Raw genomic sequence first — 23489 nt, 5'->3', positions numbered from 1 at the left:
CAGTTGACCTTTTTCCCGTTGAATTACCTGTGCTATGCTTTGGCCTTAATTTATCTTTCCAAGTTTATTTTCTAAGGAAAAACGATGACACAGCCATCTTTTGACAGCATAGAATCACAGGCCAGCTATGGCATAGGCTTACAGGTTGGGCAGCAATTACAAGAGTCTGGTCTGGAAGGCCTGGTACCTGAGGCGCTATTAGCCGGTTTAACTGATGCTCTGAATGGTAATCATCCATCTGTGCCGGTTGACGTTGTTCACCGTGCGCTGCGTGAAATTCATGAACGCGCTGATAACGTTCGTCGTGAAAAGCAGGAGAAAATGGCCGAGGAAGGTGTACGCTACTTGGAAGAGAATGCTAAACGTAGCGAAGTGAACAGTACCGAGTCTGGATTACAATTTGAAGTCTTGACTCAGGGAGAAGGTTCTATCCCGGCTCGTCAGGATCGCGTACGTGTTCACTATACCGGTAGTCTGATTGACGGCACGGTATTTGATAGCTCAGTTAAACGTGGCGAACCGGCTGAATTCCCGGTAAGTGGTGTGATTCCTGGCTGGATTGAAGCGTTGACGTTAATGCCAGTAGGTTCAAAATGGAAATTAACCATTCCTCATAACTTGGCTTACGGCGAGCGTGGTGCGGGTGCTTCTATCCCACCATTTAGCACGCTGGTCTTTGAAGTCGAGCTGTTAGACATTCTGTAATGATTGCCGCTCTCTGATGAGGCGATTCATCAATAAAACAGCCGGGTAATACAGCCCGGCTTTTTTACGCCATTTGTCTTATTCCCCGCGCAGAGCCCGTGGGAACAGAATATTATTTTCCAGATGGATGTGGTCCATCAGGTCAGTAATAAATTCATCAATGGAAGAATAAAGGGCTCGCCAGGTGTTACAGGCCTCTTCAGGTGCTGTCAGGTTATTGGTGAGCTGCTTAATGATTTCTACATCATCACCGGCCTGATTATGTTCTCTTTCCATGACGCTGACCGGACCGCTAGCCTGAGCCCCCATTCCTTGCTGAATCATTGGGAACAGAATTTGTTCTTCTTTCATCATATGCTGAACCAGATCCTGATAAACGATATCTAATCTGTCAGCCAGTCCGTGCGGACAGCTGGGTTTATTGCCATGTACCCGTTCAACTTTTTGCGCCAGTAAAATCAGTTCAGGTAACTGTTCGCGATGGCGTTGGTGGTAGCGTTGTAAAATATGGGGAATCATCTCTGAGTAAGAGGCAGTGAGCCAATTCTTGTCATCAGTAGGCTTGGCGGCAAGTTGTGTCAGTTGCTCATTTAATACATCAATGTTGAGCATCTTTCTGGTGGCGGCTCGGGTCAGGGTTTGTTTACCACCACAACAGAAATCGAGATCGTATTGACGGAATAACCGAGTAGCGCCGGGAATAGCAATAGCCAGTGCGCCAAGAGATTGAGCTGAGTAGTCCATAAAGCACCTTATTTAATTGATTTAATAAAATGTATTTTAAATACATGTTTAATAAATTCAATCTATTTTTGCTGGTATTCTTTGGCGTAAGGTCGTTTAAAGGGAGGCTAGTTTATTGATTGGTTGGTTATTATGGTAAAAGCCGCTAATCTAAATTATTCGTGTTTTATCTCAGAAACAGGTGTGAATTATGGTGCAGGTATCAGAAACGTTAGAGGCAATCTGCCAGCTATCTCTTCAGGCCGGTGAGGCGATTATGGCGGTTTATCAGGGAGATAAACCGGTAGAAGCTAATATCAAGTCTGATAGCTCACCGGTAACGGCGGCTGATTTGGCCGCCCATCAGATTATTGTCTCAGGGCTATCTGCACTCACCCCGGATATTCCGATATTGTCCGAAGAATCCCCTCAGGAATGGGAGATCAGGCGTCATTGGCAGCGTTACTGGTTGGTTGATCCGCTGGATGGTACTAAAGAGTTCCTGAATCGTAATGGTGAATTTACGGTCAATATTGCCTTGGTTGAGCAGGGGATTCCGGTCATGGGGGGGATTTATGCCCCGGTATTGGATGTGCTTTATGCGGCAGAAGGTCGTAGCGTCTGGAAACAGTTTGCAGGGAAACGTCAGGCGATTGCTCCTCATGGCGGCTACCCGCCAAAAGTAGTGTGTAGCCGGTCACATCGCGATCATCAACTGGAACAGTTTTTAGCCTCCCTCGGCGATTATGAAACGACCGCGGTAGGTTCATCACTTAAATTCTGTTTGATTGCTGAAGGCCGTGCCCAGATTTATCCGCGTTTTGGGCCAACCTGTATTTGGGACACCGGAGCAGGACACGCAATTGTTTTAGCTGCTGGGCTACAGGTGAATAATTGGCAGGATATTCCGCTTAGTTATGCACCTGCGCCATCGTTTATTAATCCAGGATTCTACGTTTCGGCAAACCCAAGGAATAAAATGAGCTAAATTAGCAACAAATATTGTCATGATAAAATTTACAGGTTTTTTATTCGAATAATTTAAGGTTGTAACCTATAGTTAGTGGCAGACATAGCTTTCCTAATATTTCATTAAGTTATGTAAATAAGATTAAAGAGGCTATGTGTACAGCCCAAAAATAGTGTTAACTGTATGTAATAGCTAGCGCCACTAAGACGCTTTTTGAGTGGCCGGGCTATCGTGGCGTTAGTCTGAAATAAGAATGGAGGACGTGAAATGAAAATCTTCCCTAGCTACAATCCACAAAGGATTGCGCTATACGTGAAGACGCTCTTTCGTGGCAGACTTTACATCAAAGGTATTGGTGCTTTCGAGTTTGACATGGGGAAAATTCTGCTTCCAAAGGTAGGCGATAAGATTCACTTTAATGTAATGTCAGAAGTAAACCGCGAAGTTCAGGAGTTACGCGCACAATTTGCTTAAAAGTGAATAATTAATCATTGAAGTATTGAACCTGTGGCCATCTAATAAGATGGCCATTTTGTTGCTTAGCGTTAGGTTTGGCGAGGTGGGATTACTGCTCTGACTTGCCCTCTTTTTCCTCTTTCTTCTCTTTAGCTATTTCTTTGGCCAGCTCTTCAGCAGCGATGACTGAGCTATTATGCAATTGAGTCACCAGAAGTTGGTCTATTTTGTAGCTATCAATATCTACCACTTCAAATTTGTAGCCAGCAAATTTTACCGAGTCAGTGCGCTTTGGAATTTTACGCAGCATGAACATCATAAAGCCGCCGATGGTTTCATAGTTTTCTGACTGTGGAAATTCATCAATCGACAGAGAACGCATAACATCATCAATTGGCGTTGCACCATCAACCAACCATGAATGTTCATCGCGGGCGACAATTTGTTCTTCTTCCCCTGGACCAAGGAGATCGCCCATCAGCGTGGTCATGACATCTTTCAGGGTGATAATGCCCACTACCAGCGCATATTCATTAAGAATAACGGCAAAGTCTTCACCAGCCACTTTAAAGCTCTCCAGCGTCTCTGACAGGGTCAGGGTGTCTGGAACGATCAGTGGGGTGTGAATTTGCACTCCGCCTTTCAGGGTTAAACTTTGATTGCTCAATACGCGAATCAGCAAATCTTTGGAATCAACATAACCAATTATTTGGTCAATGGAGCCGTTACATACCAGGAATTTTGAGTGGGGATAGTTAGCAATTTTGTCTTTAATCTGCTCTTCTTGTTCATCCAGTTCAAAATACACTACATGTTCACGGGCGGTCATCGAAGAAGGAACGGTTCTTGATTCCAGTTCGAATACATTTTCAATTAACTCATGTTCCTGTTTGCGTAGCACGCCAGCCAGCGCACCGGCCTCAAAAACGGCATAAACATCATCAGAAGTGATGTTGTCATTACGCACCATTGGGATATTAAATATCCGGCAAATCAAGGTGGCCATTCCATTAAAGAACCATACCAGCGGCCGGAACAAAATAATGCAGAAACGCATTGGATTGATAATCCGGATGGCAACTGCTTCCGGTGATGTCATGCCAATGCGTTTTGGAGTGAGATCTGCCAACAGGATAAACAGGCTGGTGACAATAGAGAAAGAGATAATAAAACCAAGTTGTTCGGCTAAGGCTGGCTCCATAAAACGACTAAGAAGAGCCGCAAGATAAGGGGAGAAAATAGAATCGCCAACGATACCGCCAAGAATGGCAACGGCGTTAACGCCAATTTGCACAACGGTAAAGAAAATACCGGGGGTTGCTTGTAACTCTAATACGCGAGCCGCATTGACGTTACCTTCATCCACCATCATTTTCAGCCTCATTTTTCGTGAGGCGGCGAGAGAGATCTCGGCAATAGAGAAGAACGCACTTATCGCGATCAACAAAATAATCAGTAATGCACTGTTTAACATAATTTATCCGCGGTTATACCGGAAATAGGATCTGAAGTTGAATACTTTGAATGAATAAAACAGCGTAACGGGCTATAAGAACCGGTGTACTTTAGTCCGTTACCACTGATTTAGTATAACAGTTGGTTAAATCTTGTCATCTGTCTTTAGTTTTTTGGCGGCAGACAAATTCCAATTCCACCAAGATTACAGTAGCCGTTAGGGTGTTTTGCCAGATATTGCTGATGCTCATCTTCCGCAAAGTAGAACGGTTTTGCCATGGCGATTTCCGTGGTTACCGGGCGTTTATCATGAGCATCGGTCATGGCGATTTCAAAGGCGGCTTTGCTGTCCAGAGCCTGCTGCAACTGTTCTGGAGTGGTAGCATAAATTGCTGAGCGATATTGGCTACCGATGTCATTCCCCTGACGCATGCCCTGAGCCGGGTCATGATTTTCCCAAAAGAGTTTTAGCAATGACGGATAGCTGATGAGGGTTGGATCAAATACCACTTTGACTGCTTCCGCATGACCGGTTTGTCCACTACACACTTCCCGATAGGTTGGGTTTGGGGTAAAACCTCCGCTATAGCCGACCGCCGTGCTAAAAATACCGGACTGCTGCCAAAAGAGACGCTCAACGCCCCAAAAACAACCCATTGCAAAAATGGCGGTGGCCATATTTGGCGGGATACTTGTCATCGATGAGTGTAAAACCAGATGTTCCGGGGCGACTTTCATGGCTTCATCTCGACCTGGAAGCGTTTTTTCTGGCGAGATAAACTCTAATATATTAAAGGGCAACATAAACGAACTCCGCATGTTTTTGTCAAGATAAGGTTAAGGATGTTGTAACTATGAGCATCTTTATCGACAATATACCGCTAATTAAATGTTAATAGGGTATAGAATGAAGCATTGCCGAACTTTATCTACCCTTAGTTATTGAAGTAAATCGGACTAATTATTTTAGGAGCCTGCGTGCCACGATCACGATATAGAATGTTCCCTTTGCTACTACCGTTTATGTTAGTAGTTTCATCAGCCCGGACGGCTGATTTGAGCCTGGAGGTGAAAGGACTAAGTGGTGATTTAGAACAAAATGTTCATGCATTGCTCTCAACAATACCAGAAAATGAAATTGCTAATACTCCCCGTTTTACCAAACAGGTTGATGAAACTATCCGTAAAGGATTGCGAGCCAAAGGATATTATAATCCAGAGATTCAATTCGATGTTAGCCAGCCAGCCTTTGCTTTAAAGCCGGTATTGACCGCAACCGTTATCAAAGGGGAACCGGTGCGTATTGAGGAAACTCATATCAGTATTACCGGGCAGGGCAAAGACGATGAAAGATATATTAGTCTATTAAAAACCGATGTGCCGGCAAAAGGCACCATTCTCGATCATGGAGCTTATGATAATTTTAAAAGCGCATTGACCGGGCTGGCTATTCGTCGGGGTTATTTTGATGCCAATCTTGAAAAAAGTCAGTTAGGCGTGGCGGCGGATTTACATCAGGCGTTCTGGGATATCGATTTTGACAGTGGCGAACGCTATCGCTTTGGCAAAGTGACGTTTGCGCATTCTCAAATTCGTGATGACTACTTACAGAATCTGGTGCCTTTTAAAGAAGGTGAATATTACACCTCAGCTCAACTGTCTGAATTAAACCGTCGACTTTCCTCAACCAACTGGTTTAACAGCGTGGTTGTCTCGCCAGATTTTAACGGTGTTTATGGCGATAAACTACTGCCGTTGGAAGGTGTTTTGTCGCCAAGAAGTCAGAATGCCATTGAACTTGGTGGTGGTTATTCCACCGATATTGGTCCTCGGGTAAAAGCGAACTGGAAGAAGCCATGGATAAACGATCGAGGCCACAGCTTTGAATCCAGTATTAACCTGTCGGCACCGGAACAAAGCCTTGATTTCAGCTATAAAATCCCGTTGCTAAAAAGCCCGCTGGAACAATATTATTTATTACAATCCGGTTATAAACACGAAGACCACAACGATACTCAATCCAGCTCAGGAACGTTTAACGTTGCCCGTTATTGGGACACCGCTAGCGGCTGGCAGCGTTCAGTGAATTTGCGCTGGAGTTTGGATAACTTTACCCAAGGTTCTGTCACCAATACCACCATGTTGCTCTATCCTGGCGTTAACCTAAATCGGACCCGCCAAAGGGGAGGACTAATGCCAATGTGGGGCGATAGTCAAAGTTACTCTCTGGATGTTTCTGATACAACCTGGGGCTCAGACGTTAACTTTGCCGTTGTTCAAGCTCAGAACGTTTGGATTCGCTCTCTGGGGGATAAGCATCGCTTTATTGCCAGAGGAAACCTTGGCTGGATTGAGACCGGCGAATTTACGAAGGTGCCTCCATCACTGCGTTTCTTTGCCGGTGGCGACCGTAGCATTCGAGGTTACAAATATAAATCGATTTCACCCAAAGACAGCGATGACAAACTGACAGGGGCATCCAAACTGGCTACTGGCTCACTGGAGTATCAATATAATGTGAGCGGTAATTGGTGGGCTGCGGCATTTGCTGATGGGGGAGATGCAGTTAATAAACTGGATGATTATACCTTTAAAAAAGGTGCTGGGGTTGGTGTACGCTGGGCTTCACCCATTGGACCGATCAAGTTTGATATTGCGGCACCAATTGGTGATAAAGATGAGCACGGTATGCAGTTTTATATCGGATTAGGGCCAGAGCTATGAAGATAAAAAAATGGATAAAGCGCGTTATCATTGGCCTGCTGCTGCTGATTGTTTTGCTAACGGGCGCACTGGCGCTGCTGTTGGGGACTCAAACCGGCCTGCATTTAGTGCTTAATAACCTCCCTCGCGTAGTATCAGGCCTACAGATTGGTCGTGTTGAAGGTGGATGGCGTGATTTAACGCTATCGAAAGTAAATTATGCTATGCCAGGTATTGATGTTGGGGTGGAAGAGTTTCATCTTTCGATTAATTTTACCTGTATTCCCGAGGGTAAAATTTGCGTTAATGCGGTGACGGCTAAGGATGTCGATGTCAAGATTGATACCGCCCAGATTCCTGCGTCTGCGGTGGTAGAAGAGCCACCTTCTGAGCCGGTTACCGATATTCGTACACCGTACCCGATTGAGCTGAGTCTGCTGCGCCTGAATAATGTTAACGTCACCGTTGATGATATCGCCATTACGCTAAATGAATTCCGTACCGCGGCCAGTTGGCAGCAGCGTGAAATCAATATACAGCCGACCAATATTCGCCAGCTATTGGTGGTGTTACCGCAATCCACCGAGGTACAGCAACCACCGGTTGCTAAGCCATCCCAACAAGAAACGACCGGGGAAATGTTAGCAGCGTTGTTTGATAAACCGCTGTTGGCATCACTACCGGAAGTCCATTTACCCATGGATTTCAATTTACCCAGTCTGATTGGTGAAGATCTGCGTTTAACTGGCGCGGCGCCGATCCAGATAAATCGTTTGGAGCTACAGGCAGCCACCAAAGATTCTCATATTCAGATTCAGTCACTAAAGGTTAATGCGCCAGAAGGTATTGCCGCGTTAACGGGCGACGCCTCATTAAGCGGGAACTGGCCGGTTAATTTAACCTTGAACGCGACGGTAAACGATCCCTCTTTGAAAGGGGAGAAGGTTAAATTATTAGTGGCTGGTGATGTGGTCGGCCGTTTGACGCTGGATGTGAATGCTTCAGGGCCGGTTGGCGCTCAGCTAAAGGCTGAAACTAATTTGGCTAGCGCAGGATTACCGTTATCGCTGACGCTGGAGAGCAAGCGGGTACAGTGGCCTTTTACGGGCAAAAGTGATTATCGAGTGAATGATACTCGCCTGAAATTGGATGGTCGTGCGACCGACTATTCATTGTCGTTACGTTCTGCGGTTGAAGGAACCGATATTCCTCCTGCCAGCTTATTGGTCGATGGGAAAGGCAACGTACAACAGTTCAATCTTTCCCGATTACGCCTCAGTGCTTTGCAAGGGAAAGCGGAACTCAGTGGTGTGGTTGATTGGAGCCATGCCATTAGTTGGCGTTCGCTGTTAACTATTGATGGCATTAATACCGCCAAACAGTGGCCTGAATGGCCCGCTAAGTTGAACGGTAAAGTGACCACCAAAGGAAGCTTAAACGGTGGAAGCTGGCAGTTGAACGTTCCAGAGATCGATCTCAACGGCCAGGTTAAGCAAAATCGGCTATCGGCTACCGGGGCGCTCAAGGGTAATGATTCTGGACAATGGGTTATTCCTGGGGTGAATCTGGCCTTGGGTCCGAATACGATTGATGTTAAGGGTAATTTAGCCAATAAATGGATATTGGATGCCAATATTGATGCGCCTAAGTTAACCGGTATGTTGCCGGGGTTAAGCGGCGTAGCGAAAGGCACCATTAAACTGAGGGGCGACGCCAAGTCACCACAGTTATTAGCTGACCTAAATGCCAATGGTTTGGGATGGCAAGACTTAAAGATCGCGAAAGTAGTGCTTAACAGCGATATCACTTCTGCCAATCAGGTGAAAGGCTCGCTGGCACTAAAAGTGAGTGATTTAACGCAAGGGGATTTAAACATCAGCCTGCTGAGTCTGGAAGCAGAAGGAAATGAAGGTAAGCATCACCTCAATTTGAATATCAATGGTAAACCGGTTTCGGGACAGCTGGCATTAAACGGTAGCTTTGACCGAACCCATGAGCGTTGGAAAGGGGCACTCACCAATACTCGATTCAATACCCCAGTTGGCGAGTGGCAGATTTCTCGGGATATTGCATTAGACTATCGCAATGCCCAACAAACTATCAGTATTGGGTCACACTGCTGGCGTAATCCGAATGCGGAACTTTGCGTACCAAAAACGATTGAAGTAGGTCCAAGCGGTCAGGCGAGTCTGGTTCTTAATCGGTTTGATCTGGCCATGTTGGCACCAATGCTAGGTAAGGAAACCAAGGCTCAGGGCATCTTCACTGGTAAGGCTGATGTCAGTTGGAAGGCTGGAGGCGGTTTGCCTCAGGCTAAGGTGGCTCTTAATGGTAATGGCGTCGCTGTTACACAGATGATTGATGGCCGAGCACTACCTATTGCGTTAGACAAACTCACGCTGGATGCCAATATGAATGGTAATCGGGCGCAGCTTAATTGGCTGATGAAAATAGCTAATAACGGTAGTTTTAACGGTAATGTTCAAGTCAGCGATCCGCAGGGGAGTCGTAACCTGTCCGGCAATGTGCAGATTGATGCCATATCGTTGGCGCTGCTGAAGCCTGCTCTGGAGGGGAATGAGAAAGCGGATGGTATGCTGAATGCTAACCTACGCTTGGGTGGTAATGCACAAAGCCCAAGAATAACCGGATCGCTGGCGCTGGAAAAATTGCAGCTGAATACGCAGTGGGTGCCGCTAGTTGTGAAAGACAGCCGTCTGGCGCTTAACTTTAACGGGACTAGCTCCGAACTTAACGGTTTAATTCAGACAGAAAAAGGTTCTTTGACCTTGGGAGGCAATGCTGACTGGCGTCACATTGATGCCTGGCGGGCCAAAATTACCGCAAAAGGCGACCGAATTCGCATTTCTATGCCTCCGACAGTGATGCTGGATGTTTCTCCTGATATTGTTTTTGATGCTACGCCGCAATTATTGACGTTAAATGGTTCGGTGGGTATTCCGTGGGCCAGAATTTCTGTTGAAGAGGTGCCGGAAAGCGCTACCGGTATTTCTTCTGATGAAGTCATGCTGGATCGTAATCTGCGCCCGGTTGAAACCAAATCCACACCTATTGCCATTAATAGTAACTTGGTGGTGAGCATTGGTAACAATGTATCTATTAAGGCATTTGGTCTGAAAGCGCGTTTACAGGGCGATCTCAAAGTTGTTCAGGATAAGAAAGGTTTAGGGTTAAACGGTCAGGTGAATATTCCAAGTGGCCAGTTTAGGGCTTATGGACAAGATCTGGTCATTAAGAAAGGCATGATTCAATTTGCAGGGCCGCCAGATCAGCCGATGTTGAATCTTGAAGCTATTCGTAATCCTGATGCGACAGAAGATAGCGTTACCGCAGGTGTTCGGGTCACCGGGTTGGCTAGTGAGCCTAAGGTGGAAATTTTCTCTGACCCTGCGATGTCACAGCAACAGGCTCTCTCCTATCTGCTTAGAGGGCAGGGGCTAGACAGTAGCGGCGGTGATAGTGATATGATGACCTCAATGTTGGTAGGGCTAGGCGTAGCGAAAAGTGGTAAGCTGGTTGGTCAGATTGGCGAAGCGTTTGGCGTCAAAAATTTATCATTGGATACACAAGGAGTTGGTGACAGTTCTTCCGTAGTTGTGAGTGGTTATATTATGCCGGGTTTACAGGTCAAGTATGGCGTTGGAATATTTGATTCACTGGCGACATTAACGCTACGTTATAGACTGATGCCAAGGCTGTATCTGGAGGCTGTGTCTGGCATCGATCAGGCACTGGATGTGCTCTATCAGTTTGAGTTTTGATTATGCGAATTATTGTTTATGGTAGTTTACGTCGGGGGCAGGGAAACAGTCACTGGATGACTAATGCCCAATGGCTTGGGGAGTATCGTATCTCAGGCTATGAGCTTTATGATTTAGGGCATTATCCAGCGGTGATTAAAGGCGAGGGTGAAATCGATTGTGAAGTTTATCGGATTGATTCTTCTATTCTGGCAGAATTGGATGAATTGAAGAACGATACGCGAGACTACCGACGCGAGCTGGTACAAACGCCTTATGGCAGTGCATGGATGTATCTTTATTTGCACTCTGTTGAAGGTTTAAAGCGTATTGACAGCGGCGATTGGGTTCATCGAAAAAATGAGGGATAGGTCAGATATCTGACCTATGATCACCCCAAAAAGAAAAGAGCACGTATTTACGTGCTCTTTTTTGTGGAACCACAAAATTATTTTGCTTGTTTAGCGCGCTCGAAAGAAGACAGAATTTCGGCTTTAGCGGCAGCAGCATTATCCCAACCGTCAACTTTAACCCATTTGCCTTTCTCTAAATCTTTGTAGTGTTCAAAGAAGTGAGTGATTTGTGCACGTAGCAGTTCAGGCAAGTCATTGACGTCTTTGATATGGTCGTATTCTTTACTTAGTTTAGTATGAGGAACCGCCACCAGCTTCGCATCTTCACCAGATTCGTCGGTCATTTTTAATACGCCAACCGGACGGCAGCGAATGACGGAACCTGGTACTAACGGATAAGGGGTTGGGACTAAAACGTCAACCGGGTCGCCATCTAAAGACAGGGTGTGGTTGATATAGCCATAGTTACATGGATAGAACATAGCGGTTGACATAAAACGGTCAACGAAAATAGCACCGGTCTCTTTGTCTACTTCGTATTTGATTGGGTCGGCATTGGCTGGAATTTCAATAACAACGTAGATATCTTCTGGTAGGTCTTTACCTGCCGGTACTAAATTAAGGCTCATCTCTATTTCCTTTTGATCAAATAAAGTTGGGTTAGAATTGTCGCCTATTATAGCCGACTCTGGGCATGAATCTTCAATTTTTGACGTAATTCGCAGATTATTGCTGATACGGCAAAGCTAACCAGCGGAAAGTTTTACCGATAGTGGGGAAATGAACTCAGGAAACGGAGCGAGTATAGATAATCAAACCGGCTAAAATCACGCCACCGATACCGGATAAGGCACATATGAAAATGAATGCCACAACGCTTTTGTGGATAATATTGTTCATGGCCAATATCTCTGATAATTGTAAATTGAATCCATTATAAATGTTTTAAAAATGTAAACAATAATCAATTTACCGATGGATAGGCGTAATGGTTAAACCAGTGCCCGAATAAGCAAGGCTATACCTGAGAGTAGAATAACAACGTTGATGATTTTCAGGAAGTTTTCTCGGGACAGCTTAATCGTAATCCGACGGCCAATAAATACACCGAGAATCATTGCCGGGAATAAAGCCAGCGCCATGGTTAGGAATGACCAGTCGCTATAAACACCGGCGACAAAGAAGATAACGATACGAGTAAACGTGCTAAGTCCGATTAAGGTACTTTGGGTAACGCGAATACTGTTTTTATCCGGAATTCGGCCAGACAAATAAATGGCATAAATAAAACCACCGCTGCCAAAGAGTGCGCTGAAAATACCACCAATAAATCCAAAGGGCACAGAGGCTTTGGTCGTGTATTGGGCGGTTGGTTTGAAACCGCTGAGCGAATAAATCGCATAAGCAATAACAAATATAGCCAGATAGATAAGCAAGCTATCCGGATTGGTATACAGCAAAACGGCAGCACCTAACAAACTACCAAGTATCATTAACGGTACCAGCCGTTTTACTTCACTGATTACCGCATTCTTTCGATCTCTTAAAACATTAGTGATGGCAGCAGAACAGTCAAGCAGCGCCAGCAGCGGAACGATTTTATCGACGGGAATGAAAAATGCTAAAAGCGGGCTGGCAATCAGTGCGGTACCAAATCCAGTAATACCGAAGATAATATAGGCAAACGTCAGACCAACACCGATGATAGCCAAATCTAACAGCTGAAGATGTTCTGGCATATAAGCCCTCTTATCTACCGATCTTATCTTTATAGCGTCACGATATTTTACTTCATCTTGAATGTAAAATAATTTGGTTGCTAATGTTTTTATTTTGTTAGCTTACGCATGTTCGCTGTAGTTTAGGCAATAAAAAAGGCAGAAAATATCTGCCCTTAATTTATGATTTTGAGACTAACCCCGGGAGATGTTACGCATCCGGATAGTTATGCATAAAGCGTTCGGCATCTTTTACCATTGATTCGGTACCGATAAACAGCGGCATCCGCTGGTGGAGTTCTTCAGGAATGATATCAAGGATCCGTCGGAATCCATCACTGGCGCGACCGCCTGCTTGTTCTGCCAGGAAGGCCATTGGATTGCACTCATACAATAAGCGCAGTTTGCCTTTTGGATGTGATGCAGTGCTTGGATAAAGGTAAATGCCGCCTTTTAGCAGGTTACGGTGGAAGTCCGCGACCAGAGAACCGATATATCTTGAAGTATAAGGGCGGCTGGTGGCTTCATCCTGCTCCTGACAATATTTCAGGTATTTCTTAACGCCCTGTGGGAATTTGATGTAATTACCTTCGTTAATGGAATACATATTCCCCGTTGCCGGGAAGCGAACTTTCTCATGAGACAGGCAGAAAACGCCGATAGATGAATCATAAGTAAAGGCATGTACGCCAGCACCGGTGGTATACACTAACATGGTTGAAGAACCATAAACGACATAACCTGCGGCAACCTGACGATTCCCCGGTTGCAGGAAATCTGCTTCGGTGATTGGCTGACCAATCGGTGTAATACGATGATAAATGGAGAAAATAGTTCCTACAGAAACGTTTACATCAATGTTAGAGGAACCATCCAGCGGATCCATTAATACAACGTATTTTGCGTTTGTTGAACGTTCGCCTTCAAAGATAACAATGTCATCTTCCTCTTCTGAGGCAATTCCGGCGACTTCTCCACGGGCTTTCAACGCGGCTTTAAGCTTTTCATTCGCATACAGATCGAGCTTCATTTGAACTTCGCCCTGTATGTTTGAAACGCCATTTGTTCCAAGAATATCAACCAAACCCGCTTTGTTAATATCGCGGTGGATGATTTTAGCGCCTAGTTTAATCGCAGAGAGCAGTGAAGTCAGTTCACCAGTAGCATGGGGGAAGTCTTGTTGCTTCTCGACGATAAATTCGCCTAACGTTTTCATGAACAATTCCTAGTCGGCTGAAGAAAAAATGGCAGTCATATGCCATCGATATTTTATTGTAGTAAATTTTAACTAAAGGTTAAGCAAATTGATAGGTTATTCCCCTTCTTATAGCTTGTCTAAGGCGTTAGAATGAGAGCTAACTCGATACACCAATAAACTGGAAATATAATGCATATTCATATTCTTGGTATTTGCGGCACGTTTATGGGCGGTATTGCGATGCTGGCCCGTGCTCTAGGACATCAGGTTACTGGCTCAGACGCCAATGTTTATCCGCCGATGAGTACCCTATTAGAACAACAAGGGATTGACCTGATTCAGGGCTATGAGCCATCACAGCTGAATCCACGTCCTGATTTAGTGATCATTGGTAATGCCATGGGGCGCGGTAATCCTTGTGTTGAAGCGGTGCTGGAAGATGGTATTCCTTATATTTCTGGTCCTCAGTGGCTGCATGACAATGTATTGCGCGATCGCTGGGTGATTGCCATTGCGGGTACGCATGGTAAAACGACGACCGCAGGCATGACGGTCTGGATCCTCGAACATTGTGGCTATAAGCCGGGCTTCGTGATTGGTGGCGTACCCGGTAATTTTGATGTGTCTGCTCGCTTAGGAGATAGCCCATTCTTTGTGATTGAGGCTGATGAATATGATAGTGCGTTCTTTGATAAGCGTTCTAAATTTGTCCATTACTGTCCTCGAACGCTGGTGTTGAATAATCTGGAATTTGATCATGCGGATATTTTTGAAGATCTGCGAGCGATTCAAAAGCAGTTCCATCATTTAGTGCGCTTAGTTCCGGGGCAGGGCAAGATTATTCTGCCGGAGAACGATCTGAATTTAAGACACGTTATCGGAATGGGATGCTGGAGCGAGCTTGAAATGAGCGGCGAAGGTCAACAATGGTCAACCAATAAGCTCACGCCGGATGCCAGCCATTATCAGGTGTTATTGAATGGTGAAGTGGTCGGTGAAGTGAACTGGTCACTGATCGGCGAGCATAACATGCATAACGGTTTGATGGCCGTTGCCGCTGCCCGTCACGTTGGTGTTCAACCACAGGATGCTTGCGGAGCATTGGATGAATTTATCAATGCTCGCCGTCGTCTGGAATTACGTGGTGAGGTGAATGGCGTCACTGTTTATGATGATTTTGCTCACCATCCGACGGCTATTTTAGCCACGTTAACCGCGCTGAGAAGTAAAGTTGGCGGCACCGCTCGCATTCTTGCGGTGTTGGAGCCTCGCTCGAACACCATGAAAATGGGTATTAGCAAAGATGAATTGGCTCCGGCATTTGGTCGCGCCGATGAAGTGTTTATCTTGCAGCCTGCCAACTTGCCATGGCAAGTTTCAGATATCACTGACGCCTGTATCCAACCGGCGCACTGGTCTGGAGATTTGGATGCGCTGGTGAATATGATTGTGAATAGCGCTCAGCCAGGTGACAACATTCTGGTGATGAGTAACGGTGGTTTCGGCGGTATTCACGAGAAATTACTGGCAGGGCTAAAGCAAAAACAGTTTCTGTGATAAAAGTCGCGGTAACACTTGCGACTGATTTAACGAGGCTTGTCAGCCGTTTCATTATGAAACGGCTTTGCTTCAAGGCCTTTGGCAGACTCAGGGCCTTTTCATCCGACTACAATTCTTGCTCGAACAGATCGAGAATGGCGTGATAAAGCTGCTCTACGCTGAAGCCTCTGGCCGGTGTGGTAAATATGGTATCGTCGCCCGCAATAGTGCCGAGAATGCCTTCAGATTTACCCATAGAGTCAAGCAGACGGGCTAATAATTGCGCTGCACCGGGACTGGTATGGATAACGACTAATGCATCGTTATAATCTACATCCAGAATCAGGTTTTTCAGTGGACTGGTTGCTGTCGGAACGCCTAATTCGGTTGGCAGGCAATATACCATCTCCATTTTGGCATTGCGGATACGCACAGCACCAAACTTAGTCAGCATTCGAGATATTTTTGATTGATTGATATTTTCAAAGCCTTCATCCTGCAGGGCTTGAACAATTTCTCCCTGAGAACTGAGTTTTTCTTCTTTTAACAGCGCTTTGAACGCCTTAACCAAATCATCTTGTTTTGTTGGATGTCGCATCTTTCACCGCTGATAGTTGGATAACAATATCCTTATTATGAATAAAAATTCGCTAGGACTCAAAATTCTTTATTTAACTTTGAGTTTTGTGAACAAATTGTTTCAAGTTTGTAGTTTGCACGACCAAAAAGTTTTTAATTACGGTTTTTATGACCAAAAAGTTTTTAATTGTTTATTCTTTGCAGCATATCTCAATCTTAAATTTAACAATTGGTGATTATAGTCACGATACTCTAAGCTTCAGGTGATTTTTTAATTACGCATCAAGAAAGGCATCAACAATAAAGGAGTAATGAATGAAGATTACAGTTCTAGGCGCAGCCGGTGGCATTGGTCAGGCTCTAGCCTTATTGCTGAAAACGCAATTGCCAGCAAATTCCGAACTCGCTCTCTATGATATTGCACCGGTTACTCCGGGGGTTGCGGTTGATTTAAGTCATATCCCTACCGCGGTTAAAGTAACGGGTTTCAGCGGTGAGAACGCCAAACCAGCACTGCAGGGAGCCGATATCGTTCTTATTTCTGCCGGGGTTGCTCGTAAACCAGGTATGGATCGTTCCGACTTATTTAATATCAATGCTGGGATTGTTCGTAATCTGATTGAGCAGGTTGCTGCAGTATGTCCAAAAGCCTGTATCGGTATTATTACCAATCCGGTCAATACCACGGTTGCTATCGCTGCTGAAGTGCTGAAAAAAGCGGGTGTATACGATAAGAATAAGCTCTTCGGGGTCACGACGCTGGATATTATTCGCTCCAATACTTTTGTGGCGGCTTTAAAAGGTAAGCAGCCTCAGGATATGAACGTTGCCGTTATTGGCGGACACTCAGGGGTAACCATTTTACCTTTGCTGTCGCAAATTCCAGGCGTGAGCTTTACCGAGAGTGAAATTGAATCATTAACCAAACGTATCCAAAATGCAGGTACTGAAGTTGTTGAAGCAAAAGCGGGTGGTGGATCTGCAACGCTTTCAATGGGACAGGCGGCTGCACGCTTTGGTTTATCGCTGGTACGCGCTCTACAGGGCGAAAAAGATGTTGTGGAATGCGCCTATGTTGAAGGTGATGGTAAATATGCCCGTTTCTTTGCTCAACCACTCTTGCTGGGTAAGAATGGTATTGAAGCCAGAAAAGATATTGGCAATTTGAGTGCATTTGAACAAAATGCGTTAGATTCTATGCTCGATGTACTACATAAAGACATTGAACTGGGTGAGAAGTTTATTCAGGGTTAATTTCTTAATAACGCGTTAACTGACCGCTATCGGAGGCATTTCCGATAGCGGTTTTTGTTGTGGGAAAGTCTATCTTTCTTTTCTTTGGCGGTTGGCTCGCAATTGATGAGTAATAGGGTCATAGTACCGACTGGGCCATATTTCAGAAGGGTGTTTTTCCAGTGCATCAGCGATTAACCATTCTCCTTTTGGCCATGGACGAACGAGCGCATTTGCTAAGGTAGATGAACTTAAACCTGACTGGCGCGACAGGGCTGCCAAGGTTGTACCTCGTTTACGCAGGGCGGCAATAATATCAGCGGAATGCCAATTTTCTTTCCTTGGAATCATTAACGATCTCCTATTGGTGTCGATGGGTCAGAAGGCAATTTATGAATAGAAATTTGCAAAATATTTTTATTTGATAAAGTTATTTTCTGTTTTTTGTAAACTTTATATCAACAAATTTCCAAATAAATTTCAAATGATTTATTTCTATTGATGGCAATTAATGTTTTTATTGATTTGATTTGAAAGGTTTTTATTTTTTTATTTATATTGCTTTTTACTTTTCAATTTCTTTTTATTTGATATTCCATTTTTTATTTCAATAAAAGATAGGTTCTTTTTATATAAAATCGGCTTGTTTTTTGTATCCAAAGTATTGCCTTTCAGGTGGATATATTGCTATTTATAGCCATATACATGGCGATTCTCCTTAATATCCCAACGCATAAGATGCATGTATACAATCACTTACCCTGTCTTTTCAGACAGGGTAAGTGATTTAGTTAGGTATTTTTTTATTCAATCAACTAACATAAACTGGTTACTGAACATATTTACTTTATTCATTATAAACTGGGTATGCGACTCTGATTGAAATATCTAATCTGTTTTTTAAGAAACACTTTGAGTGGCGGAAACCGGCAGGAATCGTGAGCGAAAGGGATGGTGTTTTATGAAAAAAGAATGGTTTTCAACAAATGAATTAACGGGAATTGCCGGATTGCCTTCAACCATTCAGGGAATCAATCAAAAAGCACGACGAGAGCAGTGGAAAAGTCGTAAGCGCACAGGCGTTCAGGGAAAGGCGCTTGAATATCATATCGATAGCATTCCGGACAAAGTTAGGTTGGTATTGCGCACCCATGAAGAAGGGGCGAAATATAGCGCCATGGTGAACGATCCTTTTTCTATCTGGGTTACTGCATATAATCAATTAACGCCGGGAGAGCGTGAGCGCATTGTTTCCCTCATTGTCCGCCATGGTATTTCAGGGCTAATGGAAAAAGTCGATATGCTTGCCAAATCGCCTGAGCCTGCAGATGTTTGCTAAATGTCCGCATGCTTATAACGGATAGGCTTATGAAAAAAGAATGGTTTGCAACAAAAGAGTTAGTGGGCGTTGCTGGGCTACCGACAACCGTTCAGGGTATCAGTCAAAGAGCTAAACGTGAAAGCTGGCAATACCGTAAACGCGTTGGTGTCCAAGGCAAAGCGGTGGAATACCATATCGAGAGTATTCCTGAAAAGGTGCAGTTAGCTTTACGGCTACAGGAAGAGGGCGCTAAGTATAGTGCTCAGGTTAATGAACCCCTAACTATCTGGATGAGTGCTTATAATCAATTGACTCAGAAAGAGCGTGAACAGCTGATTTCCTTGCTACTGAGGCATGGTGTGGCTGGGTTAATGGCCAAAGTAAACGGGTCGTCTGACGATAGTGAAGAGAGTAGCGATTGAAAAGTCGTTTTGATCTGCCTACAAAAACGGGCCAATAGTTGGCCCGATTTGGTATGACCTAGGTATTGCGGTGTACTGAAAGACGCGCTAATGATTCTAGCGCCGTCCTATAAGGCGTGTCAGGCAAACAAGATAAGGCAGAGATGGCCTTGCCTGCTTCTTCTTCCGCCCGCTGCTGGGTATAAACCAGAGAACCACACTGATTCATGGTATCTAACACGCTTTCTAACAGATGGCGTCCATTACCTTGCTCAATAGCCTGACGAATTTGCGCAGAACGTTCTGGCGTTCCATTGTGCATGGCGTGCAGCAGTGGCAATGTCGGTTTACCTTCGTTTAAGTCATCGCCTAAATTTTTACCTAATTTGGCTCCGTCCGCGCTGTAATCCAACAAATCATCAATAAGCTGGAAGGCGGTACCAATATAGCGGCCATAGTCCTGCAACGCTTTCTCTTGTTCAGGAGTCGCATCGGCCAGTATGGCAGACGTTTGGGCGGCGGCTTCAAAAAGGCGGGCAGTTTTGCTGTAGATGACCTGCATGTAGTTTTCTTCAGTGATATCCGGATCGTTACAGTTCATTAACTGCATAACCTCTCCCTCAGCAATCACATTGGTTGCTGAAGACATCAACTTCAGAATCTCAAGGGATCCCAGACTGGTCATCATTTGGAAAGATCGGGTATAGATAAAATCACCGACCAGTACGCTGGCGGCATTGCCAAATGTCGCATTGGCGGTGGCTTTTCCTCTGCGCAGATCGGACTCATCCACAACGTCATCATGTAATAGGGTTGCGGTATGAATAAATTCGATCAGCGCTGCGGAGGTAATATGCCCCTCGCCCTGATAATTCAGCGCTCGGGCAGCAAGTACCGCAATCATGGGGCGTATACGTTTACCTCCACCACTAATAATGTAGTGTCCTAACTGATTGATAAGCACTACATCGGAATCTAACTGGGCCAGTATTGCGGCGTTAACCGCAGCCATGTCCTTTTCTGCTAACTGCGTGATTTTTTCAATGTTCATAGCGTCAATTATAATATTATCATTTTGATATTGGGAGCCATCCTCTAGCGCAGTAAAATGAACGCTGGGGCCGGATGATTGTACTTGAAAATGAGCATAGATGAACGCCATAAAATGTGCTTAATTATTTTCTTCTCATTCTTATCATATTCTGAGCTTGTCAACGGTAAGATTTTTGCGTAGAATTCGCGCCCTATTATGAATATTTTATAGCGCACTCTAATACACATTAAATTGGCTGGAAGTGAGTGTGCGGAAATGCGGAGTTAATATGTACGCGGTTTTCCAAAGTGGTGGTAAACAACACCGAGTAAGCGAAGGTCAAACTGTTCGCTTGGAAAAGCTGGACATCGCAACTGGTGAGACTATTGAGTTTGATCAGGTGATGATGGTTGCTAATGGTGATGACGTTAAAATCGGCGTTCCATTTGTAGACGGCAGCAAAATCAAAGCAGAAGTTGTGGCGCACGGTCGTGGCGATAAAGTTAAAATCGTTAAGTTCCGTCGTCGTAAACATTACCGTAAGCAGCAGGGCCACCGTCAGTGGTTTACTGATGTTAAAATCACTGGTATCAGCGCTTAAGGTATAGGAGAGCGGATAAATGGCACATAAAAAGGCTGGCGGTTCCACACGAAATGGCCGCGATTCTGAGAGTAAACGTCTGGGCGTAAAACGTTTTGGCGGTGAATCAATTCTGGCTGGCAACATTCTGGTTCGTCAACGTGGAACTAAATTCCATGCGGGCACCAACGTAGGTTGCGGTCGCGATCACACTCTGTTTGCTTTAGTTGACGGTAAAGTCAAATTTGAAGTAAAAGGTCCGAAAAATCGTAAATTTATTAGCATCGTAGCTGAATAATTTTTCGAGCCTCAATAGATGTTAAGGCCCCGCAATGATCATTGCGGGGCTTTTTGTTTTCAAAGTATGCTACTTTATTGGCTGATATTGGACTTACTGACGCGAATGATGATGGTGAAAGTGAGTTATTATTAAGCTGTTTCGGAGCCGCTGGGAATAAATGTCGCAAGTTAAGCAAAGTATGGCATTAGGCGTTACGTTTGCCCTGATAACCGCCGTGTTGTGGGGGGCGGTACCTATTGCTATGAAACAGCTGCTTCCGGTTATGACGCCTTATACTTTGGTGTGGTACCGTTTTAGTATCTCAGCGATTGGGCTAGGCATTGTTTTGGCTCTTCAGGGAAAGCTACCACGGTTAACGCTGTTCAGGCGTCCTCGCTGGTTTCTGATATTGATTATTGCAGCACTTGGATTAGCAGCGAACTTTGTTCTTTTCAGTTCGGCATTACAGTATTTGTCGCCGACGGCTTCTCAGGTTATTGGGCAACTTTCCCCAATGGGCATGTTGTTTGCCAGTGTGATTATTCTTAAAGAAAGCATGCGTATTACCCAAATTATTGGCGCAGTTATGCTGATATTGGGGTTGGTATTCTTCTTTAATACTAATCTGGTCGAGATTTTCACTCGCTTGACTGATTATACTTTAGGCGTGCTGTTGGGGGTTTGTGCTTCTTTAGTATGGGTATGCTACGGGGTGGCGCAAAAAGTGTTACAGCGTAGATTATCAGCCTCTCAGATTTTATTTTTACTCTATGTATTAAGTACAATCTTCGTCACGCCAATGGCTACCCCCGGTGAAATATTTAAACTGAATACCTGGCAGTTGGCTTGCCTGGCATTCTGTGGCTTAAATACCTTGGTGGCATACGGTGCCTTAGGCGAGGCAATGGCGCGTTGGCAGGTGGCTCAGGTCAGCGCGTTGATTACTTTAACGCCACTATTTACTTTATTATTTTCTGACTTATTAGCATTGATATGGCCGGATGTATTCTCCATGACAGTGCTGAATATACTTGGATATAGCGGCGCATTTATCGTAGTGATTGGCGCCATGTTTTCCGCAGCGGGACATAGATTATTTCCCCGGCGGGCAGAGAAAACACCCGGCTTACCCCTTAAATAACATTTTATCAATATCCCTGACGCAATATGACATTGTAGGTCAGAGCCGGTAATGGACTATAGATGATGGGATAAATTGATGTTAAGTCATATGGGTAACCGGACAGATAAAATTACGGAGACAGTGAATGAAATTCGTCGATGAAGCAGTCATTCGCGTTGAAGCAGGCGACGGCGGTAATGGTTGTGTAAGCTTCCGCCGCGAGAAATATATACCTAAAGGTGGTCCTGACGGCGGCGATGGTGGTGACGGCGGTGACGTGTTCATGATCGCTGATGAAAACCTCAACACGTTAATTGATTACCGTTTTGAGAAATCGTTTCGTGCAGAACGCGGTCAGAATGGCCAAAGTAAGGCTTGTACCGGTCGCAGAGGGCAGGATATCACCATTAAAGTTCCGGTTGGTACCCGTATTATGGATCAGGGAACCGGGGAAGTGCTGGGTGACTTGACCAAGCACGGTCAGAAGTTGATGGTCGGGAAAGGTGGTTTCCACGGATTGGGTAACCTACGCTTTAAATCATCAATCAACCGTACGCCACGTCAGAAAACTAATGGTACGCCGGGCGATAAGCGTGAGCTATTGCTGGAGTTGCTGTTGTTAGCCGATGTTGGGATGCTGGGGTTACCGAATGCCGGTAAATCAACGTTTATCCGCGCGGTGTCTGCTGCAAAGCCAAAAGTGGCTGACTATCCGTTTACGACCTTAGTACCTAGCCTTGGTGTGGTACGTATGGATAGTGAACAGAGTTTTGTGGTGGCGGATATTCCTGGCCTGATCGAAGGGGCTTCTGATGGCGCGGGCTTGGGTATTCGTTTCCTTAAACATCTTGAGCGTTGTCGGGTACTGTTGCACCTTATCGATATTGCGCCAATTGATGAGTCCGATCCGGTAGAGAATGCTCATGTCATTATTAATGAGCTGCATCAATACAGTGAGAAACTGGCCGAAAAACCGCGTTGGTTAGTCTTCAATAAAGTGGATTTAGTTGATGAGGAAGAGGCACAAGCCAGAGCTAAAACTATTGCTGAAGCACTGGGCTGGGAAGATAAATACTATCTGATCTCTGCCGCCAACCGTGAAGGCGTTACGGCGCTTTGCTGGGATGTGATGGCATTCCTTAATGCAAATCCGAAAATTAAGGAGCTTGAAGAAACGGCTCCTGAAAAAGTTGAGTTTATGTGGGATGACTACCATCGTACTCAATTGGAAAGTCCTCCGGATGAAGTTGATGATGACGACTGGGACGAAGATGATGAAGATGGCGTTGAAACGGTATATGAACGTCGTTGATTGAGTCATTGCTTGATGAAAAAAAGGCTGCCTGTTGGGCAGCCTT

The 23489-nt window shown here is 45.0% G+C and carries 24 protein-coding genes; 14 read left to right on the top strand and 10 right to left on the bottom strand.

Annotated elements, in window-relative coordinates; genetic code table 11:
* Window positions 1-84 precede the first annotated feature (84 nt).
* Entirely contained in the window at window positions 85-705 is a 621-nt protein-coding gene (gene bamJ, locus BMZ28_RS02835) for a BamJ family beta-barrel-assembly machinery protein (RefSeq protein WP_047779788.1), read from the top strand.
* Window positions 706-783: 78 nt separating this feature from the next.
* Here the strand turns inward: bamJ and ytfE are convergent, their stop codons facing one another.
* Complete coding sequence (ytfE, locus tag BMZ28_RS02830) at window positions 784-1449, bottom strand: iron-sulfur cluster repair protein YtfE (RefSeq protein WP_074820521.1); 666 nt, start codon at window positions 1447-1449, stop codon at window positions 784-786.
* 190 nt (window positions 1450-1639) lie between these two features.
* On the opposite strand from ytfE, the gene cysQ reads away from it, so the two are divergent.
* Both cysQ and BMZ28_RS02820 read left to right on the top strand, forming a co-directional pair.
* On the top strand, window positions 1640-2416 hold the full coding sequence (gene cysQ, locus BMZ28_RS02825; protein WP_074820519.1) for a 3'(2'),5'-bisphosphate nucleotidase CysQ: 777 nt from the start codon (window positions 1640-1642) through the stop codon (window positions 2414-2416).
* Window positions 2417-2665: 249 nt separating this feature from the next.
* Window positions 2666-2872, top strand: coding sequence for a DUF1107 domain-containing protein (locus BMZ28_RS02820; RefSeq protein ID WP_047779790.1), 207 nt, complete (start codon window positions 2666-2668; stop codon window positions 2870-2872).
* Between the two features lie 91 nt (window positions 2873-2963).
* Here BMZ28_RS02820 and paeA read toward each other — a convergent pair whose 3' ends face one another.
* Window positions 2964-4328: a polyamine export protein PaeA gene (gene paeA / locus BMZ28_RS02815; RefSeq protein WP_047779791.1), complete on the bottom strand. Its 1365-nt coding sequence runs from the start codon at window positions 4326-4328 to the stop codon at window positions 2964-2966.
* Window positions 4329-4474: 146 nt separating this feature from the next.
* Complete coding sequence (msrA, locus tag BMZ28_RS02810) at window positions 4475-5113, bottom strand: peptide-methionine (S)-S-oxide reductase MsrA (RefSeq protein WP_074820516.1); 639 nt, start codon at window positions 5111-5113, stop codon at window positions 4475-4477.
* Window positions 5114-5308: 195 nt separating this feature from the next.
* On the opposite strand from msrA, the gene tamA reads away from it, so the two are divergent.
* Genes tamA through BMZ28_RS02795 form a run of 3 tightly spaced genes read left to right on the top strand, consistent with a single transcriptional unit; the run spans window position 5309 to window position 11144 of the window.
* Entirely contained in the window at window positions 5309-7033 is a 1725-nt protein-coding gene (gene tamA, locus BMZ28_RS02805) for an autotransporter assembly complex protein TamA (RefSeq protein ID WP_047779793.1), read from the top strand.
* Complete coding sequence (gene tamB, locus BMZ28_RS02800) at window positions 7030-10794, top strand: autotransporter assembly complex protein TamB (protein WP_074820514.1); 3765 nt, start codon at window positions 7030-7032, stop codon at window positions 10792-10794. The genes tamA and tamB overlap by 4 nt, the downstream gene beginning before the upstream one ends.
* A gap of 2 nt (window positions 10795-10796) precedes the next feature.
* Window positions 10797-11144, top strand: a complete 348-nt coding sequence (locus BMZ28_RS02795) for a gamma-glutamylcyclotransferase family protein (protein WP_047779795.1) — start codon at window positions 10797-10799, stop codon at window positions 11142-11144.
* A 77-nt stretch (window positions 11145-11221) separates the two neighbouring features.
* Here BMZ28_RS02795 and ppa read toward each other — a convergent pair whose 3' ends face one another.
* From ppa to fbp, 4 genes are all read right to left on the bottom strand, one after another.
* Window positions 11222-11755, bottom strand: a complete 534-nt coding sequence (gene ppa / locus BMZ28_RS02790; protein WP_047779796.1) for an inorganic diphosphatase — start codon at window positions 11753-11755, stop codon at window positions 11222-11224.
* Between the two features lie 157 nt (window positions 11756-11912).
* Window positions 11913-12026 carry a YohO family small membrane protein gene (locus BMZ28_RS17750; RefSeq protein ID WP_496559459.1) on the bottom strand — a complete coding sequence of 38 codons (114 nt, stop codon included), beginning with the start codon at window positions 12024-12026 and terminating at the stop codon, window positions 11913-11915.
* Between the two features lie 92 nt (window positions 12027-12118).
* Window positions 12119-12865, bottom strand: a complete 747-nt coding sequence (locus BMZ28_RS02785) for a sulfite exporter TauE/SafE family protein (protein WP_047779797.1) — start codon at window positions 12863-12865, stop codon at window positions 12119-12121.
* Window positions 12866-13055: 190 nt separating this feature from the next.
* Window positions 13056-14060: a class 1 fructose-bisphosphatase gene (gene fbp, locus BMZ28_RS02780; RefSeq protein ID WP_047779798.1), complete on the bottom strand. Its 1005-nt coding sequence runs from the start codon at window positions 14058-14060 to the stop codon at window positions 13056-13058.
* A 171-nt stretch (window positions 14061-14231) separates the two neighbouring features.
* On the opposite strand from fbp, the gene mpl reads away from it, so the two are divergent.
* A complete protein-coding gene (mpl, locus tag BMZ28_RS02775; RefSeq protein WP_074820511.1) occupies window positions 14232-15599 on the top strand; it encodes a UDP-N-acetylmuramate:L-alanyl-gamma-D-glutamyl-meso-diaminopimelate ligase in 1368 nt (455 codons plus the stop codon).
* Between the two features lie 109 nt (window positions 15600-15708).
* Here mpl and argR read toward each other — a convergent pair whose 3' ends face one another.
* On the bottom strand, window positions 15709-16179 hold the full coding sequence (gene argR / locus BMZ28_RS02770; RefSeq protein ID WP_047779800.1) for a transcriptional regulator ArgR: 471 nt from the start codon (window positions 16177-16179) through the stop codon (window positions 15709-15711).
* Window positions 16180-16475: 296 nt separating this feature from the next.
* Here argR and mdh point away from each other — a divergent pair, with 296 nt between their 5' ends.
* Complete coding sequence (mdh, locus tag BMZ28_RS02765) at window positions 16476-17414, top strand: malate dehydrogenase (RefSeq protein ID WP_074820510.1); 939 nt, start codon at window positions 16476-16478, stop codon at window positions 17412-17414.
* A 69-nt stretch (window positions 17415-17483) separates the two neighbouring features.
* Here the strand turns inward: mdh and BMZ28_RS02760 are convergent, their stop codons facing one another.
* Window positions 17484-17744, bottom strand: a complete 261-nt coding sequence (locus BMZ28_RS02760; protein WP_047779802.1) for a helix-turn-helix domain-containing protein — start codon at window positions 17742-17744, stop codon at window positions 17484-17486.
* A 610-nt stretch (window positions 17745-18354) separates the two neighbouring features.
* Between BMZ28_RS02760 and BMZ28_RS02755 the strand changes: the two genes are divergently transcribed.
* Together BMZ28_RS02755 and BMZ28_RS02750 are read left to right on the top strand one after the other, a co-directional pair.
* A complete protein-coding gene (locus BMZ28_RS02755; RefSeq protein ID WP_047779803.1) occupies window positions 18355-18732 on the top strand; it encodes a DNA-binding protein in 378 nt (125 codons plus the stop codon).
* 29 nt (window positions 18733-18761) lie between these two features.
* Window positions 18762-19136, top strand: a complete 375-nt coding sequence (locus BMZ28_RS02750; protein ID WP_047779804.1) for a DNA-binding protein — start codon at window positions 18762-18764, stop codon at window positions 19134-19136.
* A 58-nt stretch (window positions 19137-19194) separates the two neighbouring features.
* Here BMZ28_RS02750 and ispB read toward each other — a convergent pair whose 3' ends face one another.
* A complete protein-coding gene (ispB, locus tag BMZ28_RS02745) occupies window positions 19195-20166 on the bottom strand; it encodes an octaprenyl diphosphate synthase (protein ID WP_074820641.1) in 972 nt (323 codons plus the stop codon).
* A 271-nt stretch (window positions 20167-20437) separates the two neighbouring features.
* On the opposite strand from ispB, the gene rplU reads away from it, so the two are divergent.
* From rplU to cgtA, 4 genes are all read left to right on the top strand, one after another.
* The gene (gene rplU / locus BMZ28_RS02740; protein ID WP_047779805.1) at window positions 20438-20749 is read left to right on the top strand and encodes a 50S ribosomal protein L21; all 312 of its coding nucleotides are present in this window, start codon (window positions 20438-20440) and stop codon (window positions 20747-20749) included.
* Between the two features lie 19 nt (window positions 20750-20768).
* Window positions 20769-21026 (top strand): 50S ribosomal protein L27, encoded by a 258-nt coding sequence (rpmA, locus tag BMZ28_RS02735; protein WP_047779806.1) that lies wholly within the window; start codon window positions 20769-20771, stop codon window positions 21024-21026.
* A gap of 160 nt (window positions 21027-21186) precedes the next feature.
* Window positions 21187-22149 carry a DMT family transporter gene (locus tag BMZ28_RS02730; protein WP_047779807.1) on the top strand — a complete coding sequence of 321 codons (963 nt, stop codon included), beginning with the start codon at window positions 21187-21189 and terminating at the stop codon, window positions 22147-22149.
* 127 nt (window positions 22150-22276) lie between these two features.
* Window positions 22277-23443 carry an Obg family GTPase CgtA gene (gene cgtA, locus BMZ28_RS02725; protein WP_074820508.1) on the top strand — a complete coding sequence of 389 codons (1167 nt, stop codon included), beginning with the start codon at window positions 22277-22279 and terminating at the stop codon, window positions 23441-23443.
* The last annotated feature ends 46 nt before the right edge of the window (window positions 23444-23489 follow it).

Origin of the sequence: Pragia fontium DSM 5563 = ATCC 49100 (assembly GCF_900112475.1) — a bacterium.
Taxonomy (GTDB): Bacteria; Pseudomonadota; Gammaproteobacteria; order Enterobacterales; family Enterobacteriaceae; genus Pragia; species Pragia fontium.
The sequence above is the reverse complement of the archived record's forward strand: the minus strand, read 5'-3'. Positions and strand labels throughout refer to the sequence as shown.